General features: G+C 49.0%; 16 protein-coding genes. 6 read left to right on the forward strand and 10 right to left on the reverse strand.

Annotated elements, in window-relative coordinates; translation table 11 throughout:
* Nucleotides 1-56: 56 nt before the first annotated feature.
* Entirely contained in the window at nt 57-1,724 is a 1,668-nt protein-coding gene (locus M0L20_RS03480) for an ArnT family glycosyltransferase (protein WP_248475733.1), read from the reverse strand.
* A 131-nt stretch (nt 1,725-1,855) separates the two neighbouring features.
* Nucleotides 1,856-2,704 carry a 2OG-Fe(II) oxygenase gene (locus M0L20_RS03485; RefSeq protein WP_248475735.1) on the reverse strand — a complete coding sequence of 283 codons (849 nt, stop codon included), beginning with the start codon at nt 2,702-2,704 and terminating at the stop codon, nt 1,856-1,858.
* 226 nt (nt 2,705-2,930) lie between these two features.
* On the opposite strand from M0L20_RS03485, the gene pgi reads away from it, so the two are divergent.
* The 4 genes from pgi (at nt 2,931) to M0L20_RS03505 (ending at nt 7,461) form a co-directional block, all read left to right on the forward strand.
* Nucleotides 2,931-4,586 carry a glucose-6-phosphate isomerase gene (pgi, locus tag M0L20_RS03490; RefSeq protein ID WP_248475737.1) on the forward strand — a complete coding sequence of 552 codons (1,656 nt, stop codon included), beginning with the start codon at nt 2,931-2,933 and terminating at the stop codon, nt 4,584-4,586.
* A 279-nt stretch (nt 4,587-4,865) separates the two neighbouring features.
* On the forward strand, nt 4,866-5,729 hold the full coding sequence (locus M0L20_RS03495; protein WP_248475739.1) for a PorT family protein: 864 nt from the start codon (nt 4,866-4,868) through the stop codon (nt 5,727-5,729).
* A gap of 175 nt (nt 5,730-5,904) precedes the next feature.
* A complete protein-coding gene (locus M0L20_RS03500) occupies nt 5,905-6,792 on the forward strand; it encodes a hypothetical protein (RefSeq protein WP_248475741.1) in 888 nt (295 codons plus the stop codon).
* Between the two features lie 102 nt (nt 6,793-6,894).
* Complete coding sequence (locus M0L20_RS03505) at nt 6,895-7,461, forward strand: precorrin-2 dehydrogenase/sirohydrochlorin ferrochelatase family protein (protein WP_232559474.1); 567 nt, start codon at nt 6,895-6,897, stop codon at nt 7,459-7,461.
* Between the two features lie 12 nt (nt 7,462-7,473).
* On the opposite strand, the gene M0L20_RS03510 is transcribed toward M0L20_RS03505, so the two are convergent.
* A complete protein-coding gene (locus tag M0L20_RS03510; RefSeq protein WP_232559475.1) occupies nt 7,474-7,827 on the reverse strand; it encodes a hypothetical protein in 354 nt (117 codons plus the stop codon).
* A 121-nt stretch (nt 7,828-7,948) separates the two neighbouring features.
* Here M0L20_RS03510 and M0L20_RS03515 point away from each other — a divergent pair, with 121 nt between their 5' ends.
* Entirely contained in the window at nt 7,949-8,365 is a 417-nt protein-coding gene (locus tag M0L20_RS03515) for an OsmC family protein (RefSeq protein WP_248475742.1), read from the forward strand.
* A 51-nt stretch (nt 8,366-8,416) separates the two neighbouring features.
* Here M0L20_RS03515 and M0L20_RS03520 read toward each other — a convergent pair whose 3' ends face one another.
* The 3 genes from M0L20_RS03520 to M0L20_RS03530 all read right to left on the reverse strand — a co-directional run bounded on the left by M0L20_RS03520 (nt 8,417) and on the right by M0L20_RS03530 (nt 11,537).
* A complete protein-coding gene (locus M0L20_RS03520) occupies nt 8,417-9,598 on the reverse strand; it encodes a glycoside hydrolase family 88 protein (protein ID WP_232559477.1) in 1,182 nt (393 codons plus the stop codon).
* Nucleotides 9,599-9,628: 30 nt separating this feature from the next.
* Nucleotides 9,629-10,459: a 5-dehydro-4-deoxy-D-glucuronate isomerase gene (gene kduI / locus M0L20_RS03525; RefSeq protein ID WP_248475743.1), complete on the reverse strand. Its 831-nt coding sequence runs from the start codon at nt 10,457-10,459 to the stop codon at nt 9,629-9,631.
* Nucleotides 10,460-11,060: 601 nt separating this feature from the next.
* Complete coding sequence (locus M0L20_RS03530; RefSeq protein WP_248476596.1) at nt 11,061-11,537, reverse strand: CHRD domain-containing protein; 477 nt, start codon at nt 11,535-11,537, stop codon at nt 11,061-11,063.
* 294 nt (nt 11,538-11,831) lie between these two features.
* On the opposite strand from M0L20_RS03530, the gene M0L20_RS03535 reads away from it, so the two are divergent.
* Nucleotides 11,832-14,099: an aconitate hydratase gene (locus M0L20_RS03535; protein ID WP_248475744.1), complete on the forward strand. Its 2,268-nt coding sequence runs from the start codon at nt 11,832-11,834 to the stop codon at nt 14,097-14,099.
* A 74-nt stretch (nt 14,100-14,173) separates the two neighbouring features.
* Here the strand turns inward: M0L20_RS03535 and M0L20_RS03540 are convergent, their stop codons facing one another.
* From M0L20_RS03540 to M0L20_RS03555, 4 genes are all read right to left on the reverse strand, one after another.
* A complete protein-coding gene (locus M0L20_RS03540; RefSeq protein WP_248475746.1) occupies nt 14,174-14,491 on the reverse strand; it encodes a protease inhibitor I42 family protein in 318 nt (105 codons plus the stop codon).
* Nucleotides 14,492-14,571: 80 nt separating this feature from the next.
* Nucleotides 14,572-14,976, reverse strand: a complete 405-nt coding sequence (locus tag M0L20_RS03545; protein ID WP_248475748.1) for a hypothetical protein — start codon at nt 14,974-14,976, stop codon at nt 14,572-14,574.
* 16 nt (nt 14,977-14,992) lie between these two features.
* Entirely contained in the window at nt 14,993-16,108 is a 1,116-nt protein-coding gene (locus M0L20_RS03550; protein ID WP_248475749.1) for a C1 family peptidase, read from the reverse strand.
* Between the two features lie 533 nt (nt 16,109-16,641).
* Nucleotides 16,642-18,126 (reverse strand): helix-turn-helix domain-containing protein, encoded by a 1,485-nt coding sequence (locus M0L20_RS03555; RefSeq protein WP_232559483.1) that lies wholly within the window; start codon nt 18,124-18,126, stop codon nt 16,642-16,644.
* Nucleotides 18,127-18,277 lie beyond the last annotated feature (151 nt).

Here is an 18,277-nt window from a genome sequence, read left to right on the forward strand (position 1 = left end):
TTCATATTTATACAAACGAAAGAGCCAGCATAAAACTGGCTCTTTTGCTTATGTACCTAGGGTTTGTGCCTTCTTATGTAGAATACAAATCCGTTCTCTTCACCCGTCTTCTTGATGTCTGGCAAGGAATCAAGCGGGGTCTGAGTTTCGACGTTCTTCTTGATGAACCACACGTCTTTGTCAATCTTGCCGCGTAACAGCCAGTTTTCGTCATAATAATTAGGGTTCGTGACGGCCGGTTTCTGTGTGTAAAAAAATGGTCCATAACTCCGATACCCATAGGTTTTTACGTAAACGTCCTGTCCCTGCGCCCGCTCAAAAAAGCGCATAGCCGCATCCTGCGAAATACCTTCGATGCGACCGATAAAAAACCATAACGTGAGGGTGATGAACACGGCCATTCCGCCAAACAAAACGACAATGGCCCGGTCGGTCTGCCGCTGGTTGAACCAGGTTAGACTCAATACCAGTATAACAAGCAACCACACACCCGGTATTACCTCCCAGCCTGTCCAATTGATTTTTGCGTTCAAATTTGCCTGTGTGAACGCATCCTGATCAGCCACGGATTTAACGATGTCCATGTGATGAGCCAAAATCGGTAAGCCAATTGTCGCCAGGACATAAATTCCACCAATCACAATGAGGCCCGCCCGAAGCCAGTTGTTGAACCGGATCTTATTTGTTTCGAGGTGGATCAGTGTCAACGTCGCTATGTACGTCAGCGGGAAGTAACACATCGACGAGTAGTGAACAATCTTGGATTGTACAATGCTGAAAAGAATCAACACGACCCAGAACAAAATGAGCATCCACCGCCGGAACTCGCGCTGGTAGTTTCGTTCAATCATCAGCGAGCCAAACCCCCGAATGGCAAAAATCGACGCTGGAAAGCAGCCAACCAACAAGATAATGAAGTGGTAAGCCGGAAAACCAGCGTGACCGGCGTCAGGGGTGCTGAACAGGCGGAAGTTATATTTGATAAATTCGGTGATGAAAACCGGACCGTGCAAAAACGTCTCAAGACCGTACCAGGCCACTGATACGAGCGTTGCCGACAGCGAATAAAACAAAAACTGGACGGGTGTAATAAACCAGCGAAAACGGCTCAATATCCAATAAACGCCTAACGTCAGACACACGATCAGGTAGGCGACCGGTCCCTTTGTGTTTACGCCCATCCCCAACACGAAGCCGCCAATAAATAAGTAGCCCCACACGCCCCTTGGCAACAGCAGATTACTGGCGGTTCCTTCCCGCTTCCAGGAGGCAAAGATCAGATTGACTAATCCGATAAAAATAAACAGGTTGAAGAACGGGTCGATGATGCCGGACCGAAAATACAAGTGTGGTGTAACCGAGCCTAAGTACGTCAGCGCCCAAATCAGTCCAAACCGATGACCGTGCAGTTTTGCCCCCAGATTATATAAATAGATGAGCGAAATAATCCCGCAGATAGCATTCGGCAAACGAGCGGCAAACTCATTGGTACCAAACAAATTCATCATCAGCGATTGGCACCAGAAGAAAAACGGTGGTTTCTCGTAAAACGGCTTAAAATCGACGTGCACCCGCAGGTAGTCGCCTAGCACAACCATTTCGCGCGAGCATTCTGCGAAATTAATTTCGTCCCAATCGAAAAGCCGGACACCTCCCAGAAAGGGAATAAACAACAACGCGCCCGCCACCGCAAATAGCAGCGAGTAAAACAGTTTTTGATTCATACGCTACACAAAAAAGCCCTGTCCACGTGGGTGAACAGGGCTGTAAAAGTAAGTAAAAATGTTTGAGGCATCACCTCCATAGAGTTTGTTCGAACCAGTTTTGTTGACCAATAGCTACTAATCAACACGTCTTACTTCTTGCCACTCAGCCGGTTAAGGATATTACTAACAAATGCGTCATCGATACCCAGCGCCCGTTTGACCGTCGTATAAGTAGCCACCAGCTTTTTATCCAACCAGATCAAAATCGCTTTCGCACCATCTTCCGGGCGGGCTTTGTAATTGGTAGCACGCAGCGTCGGCGTTACCGATTCTTCCGTAAAATAGTAGAGCGCGATCGATTTGCGGGTCATATTTTCCGGACACAGAATCGGATCGGGCAGACCGTGGTACGAATCTTCGTCGGTATTAAAAACAACGCACCGGTTAAAGATAGGGGCTATCTTTTGCACTACTCCCTTCATCTGTCGGTCCCACAGTTCAAGATCACCCCGGTATTCAGGTTTCCAGTCGTGATTGAGGTAGATAAGCAGATTTACGCGCCGACGCCAGTTACGCTTGTGCGGGTGAACCGTAAAATCGGCGTGCACATTCAGAAAGCCATTCCGCTTCGATTGGTGTAACCCTCCTCCTTCAAGCGAATCGTCCGGAAGCAGGTTTGGAATACCCGTGAGTTTGCTCAAATAAGCAACAAAGCGGGGCGAGTTCATTTCACGAATAACGTCCTGAATGGCAGATGGCAGCAAGTCCATCTTGTTTAGACCGTGCTTTTTCTCATTTACATGAACGTAATGAATCCAGCCCGCGTCACCGACGGCAGGAAAAGACGCGAGTGCTCGTTCGGCTGCCGCAGGTTCCAGAAAATTCTCTAGCGCAATATGCGGGTAAGGTTGGTTCTGTTGATACCGTTGAGCGTCAGCGGGCAGCGAAACCTGCCAGCGGTAGTAGTCGAAGAGCGTATCGGTCGAGATAGTATTCATACCGTAAAGGTAATTCGATAATTAGACCAGTTTACAAGGAAACCGATTTATCCGGAAAAAGATTGCGTGGGAAATACGATATTCGCGCCGACAAAATGAGTTTGCTGGTTGACGTTGTCGTTTTCAATGGGTTGCTAGCCAGGCTGGACTATTTTGTAAAAATCCGGACCGGGCATCGCACCAGAAATTATAATCGTAAACCTGTAAACCGAAAACTTTCTTTCCTATGCTTCCGAATCATCGCTTTACGAGTCTCCCGGCCTACGCTCAACTACAGGCTCATTACGACGTACTGAAAAACAGGCATCTCCGCGACTTGTTCGCCGACGATACCGAGCGCTTTCCGAAGTTTACCCGGCAGTTTGAAGACATCCTGCTTGACTTCTCCAAGAACCGTATCACCGACGAAACCTTTGAACTACTGCTCCAGCTGGCCGAACAGGCAGGTTTATCGGAAGCAATCCGCAACATGTTTTCGGGCGACAAAATCAACCGGACCGAAGACCGCGCCGTACTCCACGTAGCCCTACGCAATCGTTCGAACACGCCCGTGCTGGTCGACGGTCAGGACGTGATGCCGGAGGTAAACGAAGTGCTGGATCACATGAAAGAGTTTTCCGAGCGCATTCGGTCGGGTGAGTGGAAAGGCTACACGGGCGAAGCTATTACCGACATCGTCAACATTGGCATCGGCGGTTCGGACCTGGGCCCGGTCATGGTAACCGAAGCGCTGAAACCGTACGCGAGCCCTGATCTGCGGGTCCATTTTGTGTCGAACGTGGATGGTGTGCATATCTACGAAACGCTACAGACGGTTAAGCCTGAAACGACGCTGTTTCTGATTGCCTCGAAAACCTTTACGACGCAGGAGACAATGACCAATGCCCAAACCGCCCGGCAGTGGTTCCTCGATACGGCAAAGGATGAAACAGCTATTGCCAAACATTTTGCCGCTCTTTCGACAAACAAGGCTGCGGTAGAAAAATTTGGTATCGATCCGGCCAACATGTTTGGTTTCTGGGACTGGGTTGGCGGACGCTATTCGCTTTGGTCGGCTATCGGCTTGTCAATTGCCTTGTACATTGGCTTCGATAACTTTGAAGAGCTGCTGGAAGGTGGTCACGCAATGGATTTGCACTTCCGGGACACCCCCGCCGAGCAAAGCTTACCCGTGGTGCTGGCTCTAGTCGGCATCTGGTACAACAATTTCTTCGGCGCTCAGACCGAAGCAATTCTTCCGTATGACCAGTACATGCACCGCTTTGCGGCTTATTTCCAGCAGGGCGATATGGAAAGTAATGGTAAATCGGTCGACCGCGATGGCCAGCCGGTTGACTGGCAAACGGGTCCGATCATCTGGGGTGAACCCGGCACCAACGGTCAGCACGCGTTTTACCAGCTTATCCACCAGGGCACGAAATTGATTCCTTGTGATTTTCTGGCTCCGGCCATCAGTCAGCGGCCCATTGGCGACCACCACAAGATTTTGCTGGCTAACTTCTTCGCGCAGACGGAAGCGCTGATGAACGGCAAAAATGCGGAAGAAGCCGGGGATGAACTGCGTAAAGCGGGCAAAAGCGACGAAGAGGTTGCTTTCCTGACCCCATTCAAGGAATTCTCCGGTAACCGGCCAACCAATTCGATTCTGTTCAAAAAACTCACCCCTCGCACCTTGGGCAGCCTGATTGCGCTTTACGAGCACAAGATTTTCACGCAGGGTGTCATCTGGGATATTTACAGTTTTGATCAGTGGGGCGTAGAGTTAGGAAAGCAGTTGGCAAGCCGAATTTTACCCGAATTACAGGACGACGCTCCCGTTAATACTCACGACAGCTCGACCAATGGTTTGATCAATGCGTTTAAAAAATTACGCAACGAATAGAAAAAAACTGGCTGTAAGCGTCAAAAAAGCATTTTCTCAAAAAACAGGTCAAAAATATTGTTTATCCTCCTATGAGAAGATGATCAAACTGCCAGATTTATTTCTTTGTGTATTTTATACAGATTAAAGTTTCCAGTTCACCATAAAATTTAGAAACCTAACGGTCCGCAATCCGAACAAATTGGAAAAATCTAAAAACATTGTTTGTAACAGGGCTGTTAATGGGGTGTAATACAAATTACACCCTTTTTTTATACAACTCAACGCTGTAGAAAAATTATGAAAGCTCAAATTACACTACTCGCAGCTGGTCTGCTATGTGCTGGTCTGGCGAACGGACAAAGCACTACAAATGCTTATTCGACGACTACATCATCTTACAATTCGTCTCCAACGACCGAGACAAACAGTACCTATTCGACGACGCCCACCACAACGTCATCGGAGAACACGTCGAACATGAATGCCAACAGTACCTATTCGACGACACCTTCGACGAACAGCTACAACAACACGGGTGCTACAACAACAACTACGACTGACACCTACACGACCACGGCGCGCGACAAAAAAACCAACGATTACAAAAACTTCGTATTTGGTATCTACGCAGGTCTGAACACAACCAAATTTAAAGGTGAGTCAATCAATACCGGTGGTGGCAGCGAAAATCTGACAGGTCGTTTGGGTTATCAGGCTGGTTTCTTCGTGCGGGGTGGTGGTCGTCTTTACGGCCAGATCGGTGCTGAATATTTCGCATCTAGCTCGAACTATTTCGTAGCAGGCTCAGGTCAGTCGGTATCTGACATTAAAGACCGGATCAATCTCAAGTATATCCAGGTTCCAGTTTACATCGGTTACAAACTGGTCGAATCAGATCGTGGTATTTCGGCAGTACGTCTGCAAGTGGGTGTTGAATACGCGAACCAGATTGGATCGAGCAGCAACTCATTCGGTAACCTGAACAACCTAGAGTTCAAAAACGGTACGTTCAACGGCTTAGGTCAGTTAGGTTTTGATGCAGGTCCTGTTTTCCTTGATCTAACGTATCACCACGGCTTCAGCGACGTTATCAACCGCAACACAGGATTTGCAGGATCGCAGCGCCGGATTCTGAGCGCAAGCGTAGGCTTCAAATTCTAATCATAGGTTCTTCATCAACAGACAAAGCCGTCTCTTTCAGGGGCGGCTTTTTTATGACTAGTATCGCTGGTTTACGGCCTCATCCGTGACGAACCACAAATAAGCCAAACATTCAATAAGGCGACATAGTTGTAAGAAAACACAGGTATATACCTTTTGCTCAACTCAACACGTTATGAAAAAATCACTAAATGCAGCATTGCTACTGGCAGGAGTGTGCAGTGCAGGCTTGGCTTTAGGCCAGCAAAATTCTTACAATGACCGCTACGATCGAGATTACCGCCCATCGCGTCGGGACGAACGCCGAATGTACGAAGAGCGTATCGACGAACGACGGGAATTTAATCAGCGAAACGACGATAACCGCCGGTACGACAATCGCTACGAAGACCGGATGGGAAATAGCCGGAACTACGGTCGCATGTTCGACGAGCGCGATCTAAGTAAAGCGTACGATGAAGGATTCGAAGATGGCCAACGTAGTGTAGAAGTTGAAGAGCGGAAGCAGCGTCGGGAAAACTACAAGAATTTTACGCTGGGAATCTATGCGGGTGCCAACTCAACCCGGTTTGAGGGCGAGGATGTGCAAGGCAATAATCTGAGCGGTCGGCTAGGTTACCAACTAGGCTTCTTTGTACGGGGTGGTGGCCGCGTTTACGGTCAGATTGGGGCCGAATACCTCACATCTAGTTCCGACTTTTTCCGGGCTGGCGATGGTCAGGTAAATGGTATCAGCGATATTACCTCTAACGTAGATCAAAAATACATTCACGTTCCTGCGTATATCGGTGTGAAGATCGCGCAATCAGAGCGGGGTATCTCCGGTGTTCGCCTTCAGATTGGGGCTGAATACTCGGCTCCGCTGGGCGTAAACAACAACGCATTCAACTTTTCTCAAAGCGATTTTGCCGCAGCAACCGTCAACGGTTTGGCTAACATTGGTTTTGACGCGGGTCCGCTGTTCCTTGATTTTGTTTACCACTATGGATTTGCAGATGTGCTGAACAACGTCAGCAACACTAAGCGCCGGATTCTAGGCGTCAATTTGGGTGTTAAGTTCTAAAAAAGAACTTCATTTATACTAGTCGATAGTCGTTCGTTAATACCGTAAGTTTGTTAGTCCCTACTACAAACGACTGTTGACGAACAACTATCGACTATTTTTATGAATACGCTATTCCCTATTTTTGTCAAAGCTGAAAACCTGCATACGCTCATTGTGGGTGGTGGTTATGTAGGACTGGAAAAGTTAACGGCTCTGCTCGGCAATTCACCGAATGGCCGTATTACGCTGGTTGCCCCCGAAATCCGCTCCGAGATCCAGGAATTAGCCCAAAAATACCCCAAGCTAGAGCTGATTCAGGAGCCTTACCACGAGTTGTTCCTGGCCGATAAAGATCTGGTCATCGTCGGAACCAACGATAAGAACGTTAATCGACAGGTTCAGGCCGATTGTAAATCCAGACGGATTCTGGTCAACGTAGCCGATACACCCGACCTGTGCGACTTTTACCTAAGTTCGGTTGTGAAGAAGGGAGATCTGAAAATCGCTATCTCGACCAACGGCAAGTCGCCCACCTTTGCCAAACGGTTCCGAGAAGTACTCGAAGATATTCTACCCGATAGTTTACAGGAAACCCTCGATAACCTGACCGCCATTCGCAATCAGTTGAAAGGCGACTTCGTTCAAAAAATGGAAAAACTAAACGAGATTACGAAGGTGTTGAAATAAGGATAAATAGCACTAAAACAAACCTGATCCGAATAAGTGGTCGAGTGATACCGGTTCGTTGTGCAGAACAAAAATGTACACCAACACAGCAAGTACTAAATAACTAAAGGCAAGCCACTTCTTTTTCTGAGCGAACTCAAGCGGATGGTGATAGTAGTCGTAAATCATTGATGCTGACAGTCCCATTACCATCAAAAAAAACGAGAACACCCCAAAATCGGTACGGTACATACTCACCGAATGCATGAACCGCGCCCCCGACACAATATAAAGCAGCCAGCAAGCAAAGCCCGCCCGGTAAAGGTAGACGCTCAGCCGCCTGTCATTTTTTAGATCAAAGAGATCGTCGGTGAATTTCTCGGACATGATATGGGTTGTTTGAATTACGAAGCCGCCCGTGCGGTGAAAATACAAACTCTACGCTATAAACGCAAAAAGTACGATGCTTGATTCACAACCAGTTGACGCCGTCCAAGAATTTAATACCATGCAGGTAGAACTTGTTCGTGTTGACGATGCCTTTCACTTTGAAGCCGTCGGCACATCGGGGGTAGCCCAGCACATCGACGCAGCAACGGATATTGGTGGCCATAACGCGGGCGCGCGCCCGATGGAAATGCTGCTGATGGGACTTGCGGGTTGCTCGGCTATTGATGTCATTCTTATCCTTCAAAAACAAAAGCAGGTTATCGAGGACTTTCGTTTAAAGGTGGACGGTCTTCGGGAGAAAGGCGCTACGCCCGCACCGTTCAAGAAAATACATATCACTTATTTGCTGAAAGGCCAGCTAAGCGAGGATAAAGTCAAACGAGCTATCGATCTATCGATGGATAAATACTGCTCGGCAACGGCTCAATTCCGTCCATCCGCCGAAATAACCTATTCATTTGAGATTTCTGAGTAACTCCGAGAGCCTCTGAGACGATCAGCGATCATCTCAGAGGCTCTCGAACGGTTACGATTTGTACGCTGATTTTTTACGGAGGGCATCATAGCGTAGCAGCCCTTCCAGAAAATAGTAATCTGCGTAGATCAGGGGCGTATCAATTTCGCTCTTGCCGGGTTTGTTGCCCACGCTATGCTTCAGGATAAAGTTGTTGTTCTCTCCTGCATTAGCTTTATAGGCCGGACTCGCCAGACTTTGCAGCATCTTTACTGCCGATTGGTAATACGTTTTGGCCGAAGGACCACCGTAGGTCGATAATTCAAGCAGCGCCGAAGCCGCAATAGCTCCCGCCGACGCATCACGCTCCTCATTTGGTATGTTAGGCGCATTGAAATCCCAGTACGGAATCTTGTCTGCTGGCAAGTTTGGGTGATTTAGATAAAAATCGGCAATATGCCGGGCCTGCTCCAGATACTTTTTGTCTTTCGTTTCGCGGTACATCACCGTATAGCCATACAAACCCCACGCCTGTCCACGCGCCCAGGCCGAATTATCAGCCGCTCCCTGTGCTGTTTTCTTATCGGCTACGGTTCCATCTGAGTTATAACAAACTACGTGATAGCTGCTATGATCAGGTCGGAAATGATTTTTCAGGGTGTTATCGGCGTGCGTAATGGCGATGTTACGTAGCTCTTTGTTACCGGATTCTTTGGCGGCCCAGAATAGAAATTCCAGATTCATCATATTGTCGATGATCACCGGGTAATTGTAGTTCTGAAATTTATTCCACGACTTGATCACCCCCACTTTAGGATCAAAACGAGTGGCCAGCGACTTGGCTCCGGTCAGCATAATCGGCTTATACGCTTCGTTTTTGGTTAAGCGATACCCGTTTCCAAACGGACAATACAGCATAAAGCCGAGGTCGTGCGTACCCGTATTGTACTGTTCCTTCGCTACCGCCATCGACCATTTGTGAGCTGCTTCTTTCAAGGCCGGGGTCTTGGTCCGCTCGTACAAATACCATAACGACCCTCCGAAGAATCCACTGCACCACCAGTCTGACTTCATATTGCGGATGCTCCCGTCAGGATTGGTCGATTGGGGAAATTTGGTGGTATCAGGGTGGGTTTTCAGCATGCCTTCATACTGCTGAGCGGCAAACGCAAACTCTTTGTCAACGTCGATGGGCGACTGAGCCGCGACGGAAAAGGTTAGCAAGGCTAAGGGAATAATGAAAAAACGTTTCATAAAAAATGAGAGTTAGGAAAGTCTGTTATGTTACCGCAGATCGGCAATGGCTGTCATGTCCATGTCGGCGTAGTCTGTATTTTCACCCGCCATACCCCAGATAAATGAGTAGTTCGTTGTGCCGCAACCTGAATGGATGGACCACGGTGGCGATAGAACGGCCTGATGATTGGCGACCAGCAAATGCCGGGTCTCGGTGGGTTGTCCCATCAGATGAACAATCCGGTGGGCCGGGTCGAGATCGAAGTAAAAGTAAGCTTCCATCCGCCGGTCGTGAACGTGGGCAGGCATCGTATTCCAGACACTACCCGGCTGGAGAATAGTAAGCCCCATCACCAGTTGGCAACTCGGCAACCCATCGCGATGAATGTAGCGGTAGATCACCCGTTCGTTAGCACCTTCTTTCGATCCCATCGGTGCCGAAAACACATCCTGCTGTGCCGCTTTCTGCGTTGGATAACTCGTATGTGCCGGAGCTGACAGCAAGTAGTAAAGAGCCGGATCGTTGGCGTTCTGACTCCCAAACATGATGTGACGTCTTCCGCGCCCGATGTATAAGCAATCCAGTTTACCTAGTTCGTACGCTTGCCCATCGACCTGAATGGTTCCAGCGCCCCCCACATTGATCACCCCCAGTTCACGTCGCTCTAAAAAGTAATCGCTTTTCAGTTCGCTGTAGGTTGGCAGTTCTATCGATGTGTCAACGGGCTTGGCACCACCGACGATAACCCGGTCGAAATGGCTATAACACAGTTGCACGGTGTCGGCAACAAAAAGAGTTTCAATCAGAAAGTTCTCTCGAAGGTCATTCGTATCTAAACGACGGGTTTCGTTTGGTCCAATTGCGTAACGTACCTGCATGGGTAAAGTATGATAGTTGATGCTAATGAAAGGCTGTTTTCTCTGGTAAATCCAATTTTTGTCGTCGGTAATCTACCCGCTTGAACTACCTCAATCACTGGCTTTTTCCTGAATATTACCCGAATTATACAACTATTCGCAAGAATCAGCTGACAAAATCCTTGATAATGGCGACGATTTTTATGCAAACGATGCCGCAACCGTTTGCATTCTGAGCGGAACAGAATGCCATTTGGTTTATTTTTCCACCGATTTTTTTTGGTGAAGCGTTTATGAAGGTATCTGAGTATTTGTGAAGAGTCGGAGACGGTCTAAGAAATCTACAATCCGGCTATTTACCAACGCCAAGCCATGCGTGTGGTCAGGAAGGGCTACATAATCTACTATCCGGCTGGCTTAGCAGAACGATCTACACCGAATAGAGATAGCTGTGACGCATGATGCGCACGGGTAGCAAGTGGGATTCCTTATTTTCCTGAATCGACAAAGGAAGTGTTTGAGTTAGTCCTCGTCTCTTCCTGGTCAGCCTTAATGGGATAAAGAAACAAAAAGGGCTGATGTAAAAAGACGTCTACACGCCCACATCAACCCTTTTCAGTCACTACTGTTTTTTGATATCACCCCGAATCTCCCCGGCAGGGTAGAGCGTAGTGTGCAGGTTTGCGTAGTAGAATCCGTTCAGCATGCTATCCACTTTCGCCTGTGGCAAAGCAGCTGTCGTTCCCGTGATTGGCGATGTAAGGCTATTAAACTGAACGTCGATGGGACCAGTACCGTTTGCGTTCGTGATCCGGTGCAAATGCCCACCCGTCAGCGATGACGAGAACGGACCCGTATAAGTAAGCGTGTAGCTGAGCACCCGCGTCGTCGTGTTCAGATCGCCAACGAAATTACCGGTAGCAGCTGATGTGGTTGACGTCGGTTTCTCACTGGCACCGTTTAGGGTTGCCACCAGACGCGTGGTTGTTGGTGTTGTCGTACTGGGAACAGTGGTTGGGTTCTCTTCGTCTTTGCACGACATAAACGACATTCCTAGTGCCAGAAAGGCTACCATTGAGAAGAGTGTGTTTTTTTTGATCATAAAATTAGGGTGTCTGTGTACTGATGTTAAAAGATCGGAGACGAACAAAGGTACGCAGTTTCAATAAGTAGAATAGAGGAATAAACGGTTTATTGCTTAGCATTGAACAAACCGAGGAAACGGGCAAACTGTTTACGTCTCGATAAGGACTCTAACGACTCATTGTCAGATTATTTCCAAAACGCGACAGAATCTTCTAATTTTGAGCCACGAACAGGAATCCATTTTGTGAATTCCTTGGTTATTTCTATAGAGTATACCTTTTTTAGTAACCCCGTTATCTTATTTGCTATGGCTTTTGATTTAGACATGATTCAGCGCGTTTACGCAAACCTCGGCGAACGCGTCGAAGCAGCCCGGAAGGCAGTGGGCAGACCGCTGACCTTGTCGGAAAAGGTTTTATACAGCCACCTGTTTGCCGGAACGCCCACGCAGGCGTTTGAGCGGGGTAAGGCCTACGTGGATTTTGCACCCGACCGGGTAGCGATGCAGGATGCTACGGCTCAAATGGCTCTGCTGCAATTTATGCAGGCAGGTCGGCCTCAGGTAGCCGTTCCGTCAACTGTTCACTGTGACCACCTCATTCAGGCCGAAGTAGGTGCTGACAAAGATCTGGATATTGCTAAGAGCAAAAACAAAGAAGTATACGACTTTCTGTCGTCTATTTCCAATAAATATGGCATTGGCTTCTGGAAGCCCGGCGCCGGTATCATTCACCAGGTCGTGATTGAGAACTACGCGTTTCCGGGTGGTATGATGATCGGTACGGACTCACACACGCCAAACGCGGGTGGTCTGGGTATGATCGCTATCGGTGTTGGTGGTGCGGATGCCTGCGACGTGATGGCTGGTCTGGCCTGGGAACTGAAGATGCCGAAACTGATTGGCGTGAAGTTAACCGGTAAACTGAGCGGATGGGCGTCAGCGAAAGACGTTATCCTGCGGGTAGCTGGTATCCTGACCGTAAAAGGTGGTACGGGCTGCATCGTTGAGTATTTTGGCGAAGGGGCTGAAAGCTTGTCAGCAACGGGTAAAGGAACGATCTGTAACATGGGTGCTGAGATCGGTGCGACTACCTCGATCTTCGCTTATGACGAAAAGATGGCCGATTACCTGCGCGCTACAAACCGCGCCGATATTGCCGACGCAGCGACTGCCGTAAAAGCTGATCTTCGTTCGGACGAAGAAGTATACGCTGATCCGGCTACGTATTACGATCAATTAATCGAAATTAACCTATCGGAACTGGAGCCGCACATCAACGGTCCGTTCACGCCCGATCTTGCGTGGCCTCTGTCGAACTTTGCGAAAGCCGTAAAAGAAAACAACTGGCCTGAGAAACTTGAAGTAGGTCTGATCGGTTCGTGCACCAACTCGAGCTACGAAGACATGACCCGTTCGGCTTCGGTAGCGGCACAAGCAACAGCGAAGAACCTGAAAACGAAAGCTGAATTCACGGTAACGCCGGGTTCAGAACTGGTTCGGTTCACGGCTGAGCGTGACGGTCTGCTGGATACGTTCGAAGAAATCGGTGGTGTCGTCCTGGCGAACGCTTGCGGTCCTTGTATTGGTCAATGGGCACGTCATATGGACGATCCAACCCGTAAGAACTCGATTATTACGTCATTCAACCGGAACTTCGCGAAACGGAACGACGGTAACGCCAGCACGCACGCGTTCGTAGCCTCGCCTGAAATTGTAACGGCATTGGCAATTGCGGGTGATCTGACGTTCAACCCGATGACCGATACGCTGACCAACGAAGCAGGTGAGCAGGTTATGCTTGACGAGCCACAAGGTATCGAGCAGCCCGTTAAAGGCTATGCCGTTGACGATGCTGGTTATCAGGCTCCGGCAGCCGATGGCTCAGGGGTACAGGTTATCGTTAGCCCAACCTCGGATCGTCTGCAACTGCTGGCTCCGTTCGCAGCCTGGGAAGGTACTGATCTAACGGGTCTGAAACTGCTGATTAAAGCGAAAGGCAAGTGTACGACTGACCATATTTCGATGGCAGGTCCGTGGTTGAAATACCGTGGTCACCTCGACAACATCTCGAACAACATGCTGATCGGTGCGGTGAACTACTTCAACGAGAAAACCAACAGCGTGAAAAACCAACTGACGGGCGAGTACGGCGAAGTTCCAGCCGTACAGCGGGCTTACAAAGCGGCTGGCGTTGGTTCGATTGTGGTTGGTGACGAAAACTACGGTGAAGGTTCATCGCGCGAACATGCCGCTATGGAGCCACGCTTCCTGGGCGTTCGGGCGATCCTGGTGCGTTCATTCGCCCGGATTCACGAAACGAACCTGAAAAAACAAGGTATGCTGGCGTTGACCTTCGCGAATCCTGCCGATTACGACAAGATTCAGGAAGACGATGTCATCGACATCGAAGGACTGACCGAATTTGCTCCAGGTCGCCCGCTCGAAATCGTGCTGCATCACGCCGATGGTACCACGGACGAGTTCCTGGTTAACCACACCTACAACGAAGGTCAGATCGAGTGGTTCAAAGCCGGTGCTGCTCTGAACATCATTCGGATGAAGCAGAACGCGTAAGCACCTGCATTCGTTGTTGTCAATAAACCCGATCCGCCAGCGGATCGGGTTTACTTTTTTTAGAACTAGTACACCTACTCAGGCTGGTAAAACAGCGTGAAGGATTTGTAAACGTCGTTGCTCCAGGACTGACGGTTTTCGAGTACCAGTTGCCCGGTTCCCACCCGCAGTACGTGAATGTGCACCGTTCTGATGCCTCCTCCCCCAATGCCAGCCGATTCGTAAAGCGTATACGCGTTATCGACAATGGTTAGCTGCTCGTTGTTTATCTGAGTTATTTCCCAGCGGTACCCGGTAGTGGGGGTCTCTTCGAGCCGCAACTCAATCTGATCGCCTTCCGCCACAGCAATCGTCTCTTGACTGACGCTATCGGTCACTTGAATTGTTTTCATAAGGTTAAAGGCACACCCTGTAGTCACCTCCGTCTGTTATCCGATTAGGCGTCGAAAGCTGTAGTTTTCGCAAAAGACCGTTACCACACGTAAATTTCCGTCGTTACACCAGCGTCGATGGCGTAATCGATTCTTGAATTTTTCGCACGGGCAGCCGATGCCAGTATAGTCATGGCTTCACAGGCCGCATCGGTATTGGTCGTTAGCTTTACCCAGCCTGTTCCGTTGATACTCATCCAGGAGTTGCGGGCATTGAACGTCGTGTACAAACCGTTGACTCGCTTATCCGTATTCCAGACAGCCGCTCCGATAGCATCGTTCTGACTAGCGGAAGTCGGAGGAGTCAGCGAGGGAGCCGTCATAACATCAAGGGCTGATTTACTGGACTCACTGATTGGAAGGGATGGTGGCGTACCGTTCACGGCAACGGTGACGGCGCCATCGGTAGGCGGATTTTTCTGGGGAGATGTCATTTTCTTAGACATGTTAAGAATTATTTTTTTAAAATACGTAAGCAGTGGTAATCAAACCATTATCGACGTACACATTCACGTCCGCGTTGGTAATTTTAGCGGTTGCAAGCTGCGTCAGCGTGTTGATGAACCCATCATCGTTGTTGTTGGAAATTTTCTTCCAACCTTCGTCCGACAAATAAGCCCAGGCGTTGCGTTCTTCGTTTTTCGTCCAGAGGCCAACCACTTTTTTAGTGTTAATCCAGCGCGTGTCCACAATGGAATTCGCCCCCATCATTTCCGAATCGATACCACATTGTCCGTACCCGATTCTAAAAAAACCGTTGTCCCCCCAGCCCGTCCCCCAACTATTTTTAGCGATCCAGCATCCGGCACCGTCATCGTAGCCAATAATGCAGACACAGTGGCCACCTTCAAGTTTATTCGACGTTTTCTTGTAGACGCCGGACTTATAGCTGTAAAAATCGTCGTATACGGTAAAACAGGCTTCCATGGGACCGTTCTTGGAAATCCAGTCCTTCATGTCGGCGATGTTGGTCAATCGGGTGTAGCCGCTGATCTTGGTTACGCGGTTGGCCCAGTCGGCACAGCGCCCGGTGCAGTTTTGGTCACCGGCTGTATAGGGGTAGCACGTTTCGTCGGTAACTCCGATATCCCGAAAACCGTCCATCGCCGGACCCGGCCACCAGCCTCCCGAACTTCCCCCGCAGGTCCGCCCCTGCGAACGGGCGATGCAGTAAAACAAATGAGCCTCCGACAAATCAACGGGATAGGCTGCCCCACGAATGATTTTCAAGCGGCTTTCTACGGCCGCAACCGTTCCAAAAGCCACGCAGGAGCCGCAACCACCTTGATTTTTCACACCCGTTACAAAATTTTGCCCGTTGACATTCCGCCAATCTATAGAAGCGGGTGCCATTATGGCTTCATTGCTTGCCAAATTCGCTTGATACGCATCGAGATTGGCCGCTGCAATCTGTTCCTGCTCTTCAAGGCTGGGCTCGTTCGGACCGGGGACGTAACCTAGATAATTCCGGCGCTCCTCCTCCGATAAATTGTTAAGCGATGTAAAACCAGCGGTCCATGTGTGACCTGAGCTGGCAATTGCTTCCTGAATGGCTCGTAACTCGTCTGAATTTGCCATGTTTTTTTGGTTTGGGAAAAGGTTATCACTGGAGCGTATGATCGGTGAACAATTCCGTACCACTTCCTCAGGGTGTCGGCCAAGACGCTGGCGCAGTTTACAAAACCGACACAGCCAGGTTTGCGAACCAGACAGCTTATTTTATTCGCTTCGCGAGCAGCGATAACAGTCAGTCTGGCAATGGTACGGATTTACGCATGGATCAATAAGCCCACTCAAAAACTTCATAAGCAAAGTAATAGCGCAGTACTATTGCTACTTCATTTTCTTGATTTATCGGTATAACTATCTGATTATCAAATAAAAACATCTGAATATAGGATACTAATGGCACGACGACTTTAATAGGCGACGGACAAGTAAGCGTTCCCGAAAACCAACCTCTCTACTGATATAAACCGTCAAAAACAGCGGGGCCGGGCCATTTCGAAAAATGGCCCGGCCCCGCTATGCATACCGATTTTTGGCAGATCGGTACTCTTGTCTATGGATACGCTACGGCGTTCGTGTCAAACTCGAATTGGTTTCTGAATTTATTTTAGTTTTTCCATTGCCTTCTTCATGCCAGCAAATTGCCGTTTCTTCTGCAATACGACTGGCGCGGCAACTCGTTCACGACAATCGAATAGGCCACAACGTTCACAGGCTTCGTTGACCACCCGATGCGGAACTTCGTTCGATGCCGTATTCATAAATTTCATTTTGCTCCTTAATGCGTCATTCACGGCAAAGCACATGGAAACACTGATGTTCTGCTGCGTCTGGGAATGAAACGGATGGGCGACGGAAACAATAAGGTACTGAAGACCCGAATCGGCGTATTCGGAGAGTTGCGCCCGACAAAGCGTTTCGTCAAAGCCTTTGGTTTGCTGAAGAGACTGGAGTTCCTGCAAAATCGTCCAGGCGATCCACCGTCGGCAAAAATGTTCGTCAACAATACCCCGTGGTCCTTGCTGACGCGACAAATGCATCTCTTTGGTTAACTGAAACGTAGACTGTCCGGCAGTATGGTTGAAGCGGTAAAAGAATAACTGGTCGATACCAAAGTGGCTCGGCAGGACGTTGCTCAGCCGATAGAAAAACCGCTCAGGTGTTGAGCCAAAATCGGCGATGAGCTGTAAAAAAGCTTCGTTACTCCAGGTATCACGCGCAAATAAATCCGTCAATCTGGCAACGAGTGCGTCGCGCCGAATGAGAATCGCTCCCGCAAAATACGAAGCTTTATAGTTGTTCAGGATCTGTTCAAACGACTCGGCTTCGACCCATGAATACGTATAGGGCCTGTTTTTCAGATTCATATACTGAAAGCCAACCTCCCGCGCCAAAATAAACGACCGTTGTTCTCCCGACAGGGCGACATTCAGGTATAACCGGCGGTGTTCGGGGCGGAACACGGAGCGCAGGGATACCAGTTCGGGTTGCGTAAGCGGATCAAAAAACTCGATCTGAACTTCGTAGCGTGTCTTGAGTAAGTTCATCAGCAACGCTTCACTGACCGGTTGCCCAGCCTGAGCAAAATCATTCAGAAAGCGCTCGGCGTCGGCTTCGATCTCCGGAAAATGGTTGTCGTGCATTTCCTGATATGACCGTAGCATGGCCAGGTACAGCCGCTCAACGCTCATGTTGTAACTCAGCGCAATGTCCATGAACGTGCGGATCATGGCACTCACCTTGGCGGGGGCTTCAGCCAGTAACTCCAGCAGATCGGAAGGATCGATTCCGAACAGTTCGAGTGGAATTTCGGTCAGAAACTTTGAGCGGAGCAAGTCCGAGATTGGCTCTAGCTTTTTGCTTAGTTTTAGCGAAACCAGCGTATCGTAATCCACTTGCATCGCATTGGCCAACGCAGCTATCTTATCCGCTTTAGGGTATTTCCGGCCTTTTTCGATCTCGGTAACGTACGAAACCGAAAGCCCTGACTGCTGTGCCAGCTCACTGACTGACAAGCCTTTGTCTAATCGCATCTGGCGCATTTTCAGGCCAAATAACAGGCGTATATGGTCAGCGGGTAGATTCAATGGATACGTGAGTAATTAATGAGAAGATAGACCGTACGGCGAGACGGCCGACTAATAATATGCTATTAAAGAATTGGTAAAATTACAAAACTGTAGCGAATCAACCTTATACGTCTGCTCATAGATCTCACTCATAGTAACATGAATTATC

The sequence above is a fragment of the Spirosoma liriopis genome, from assembly GCF_023196085.1.
Classification (GTDB): domain Bacteria; phylum Bacteroidota; class Bacteroidia; order Cytophagales; family Spirosomataceae; genus Spirosoma; species Spirosoma oryzicola.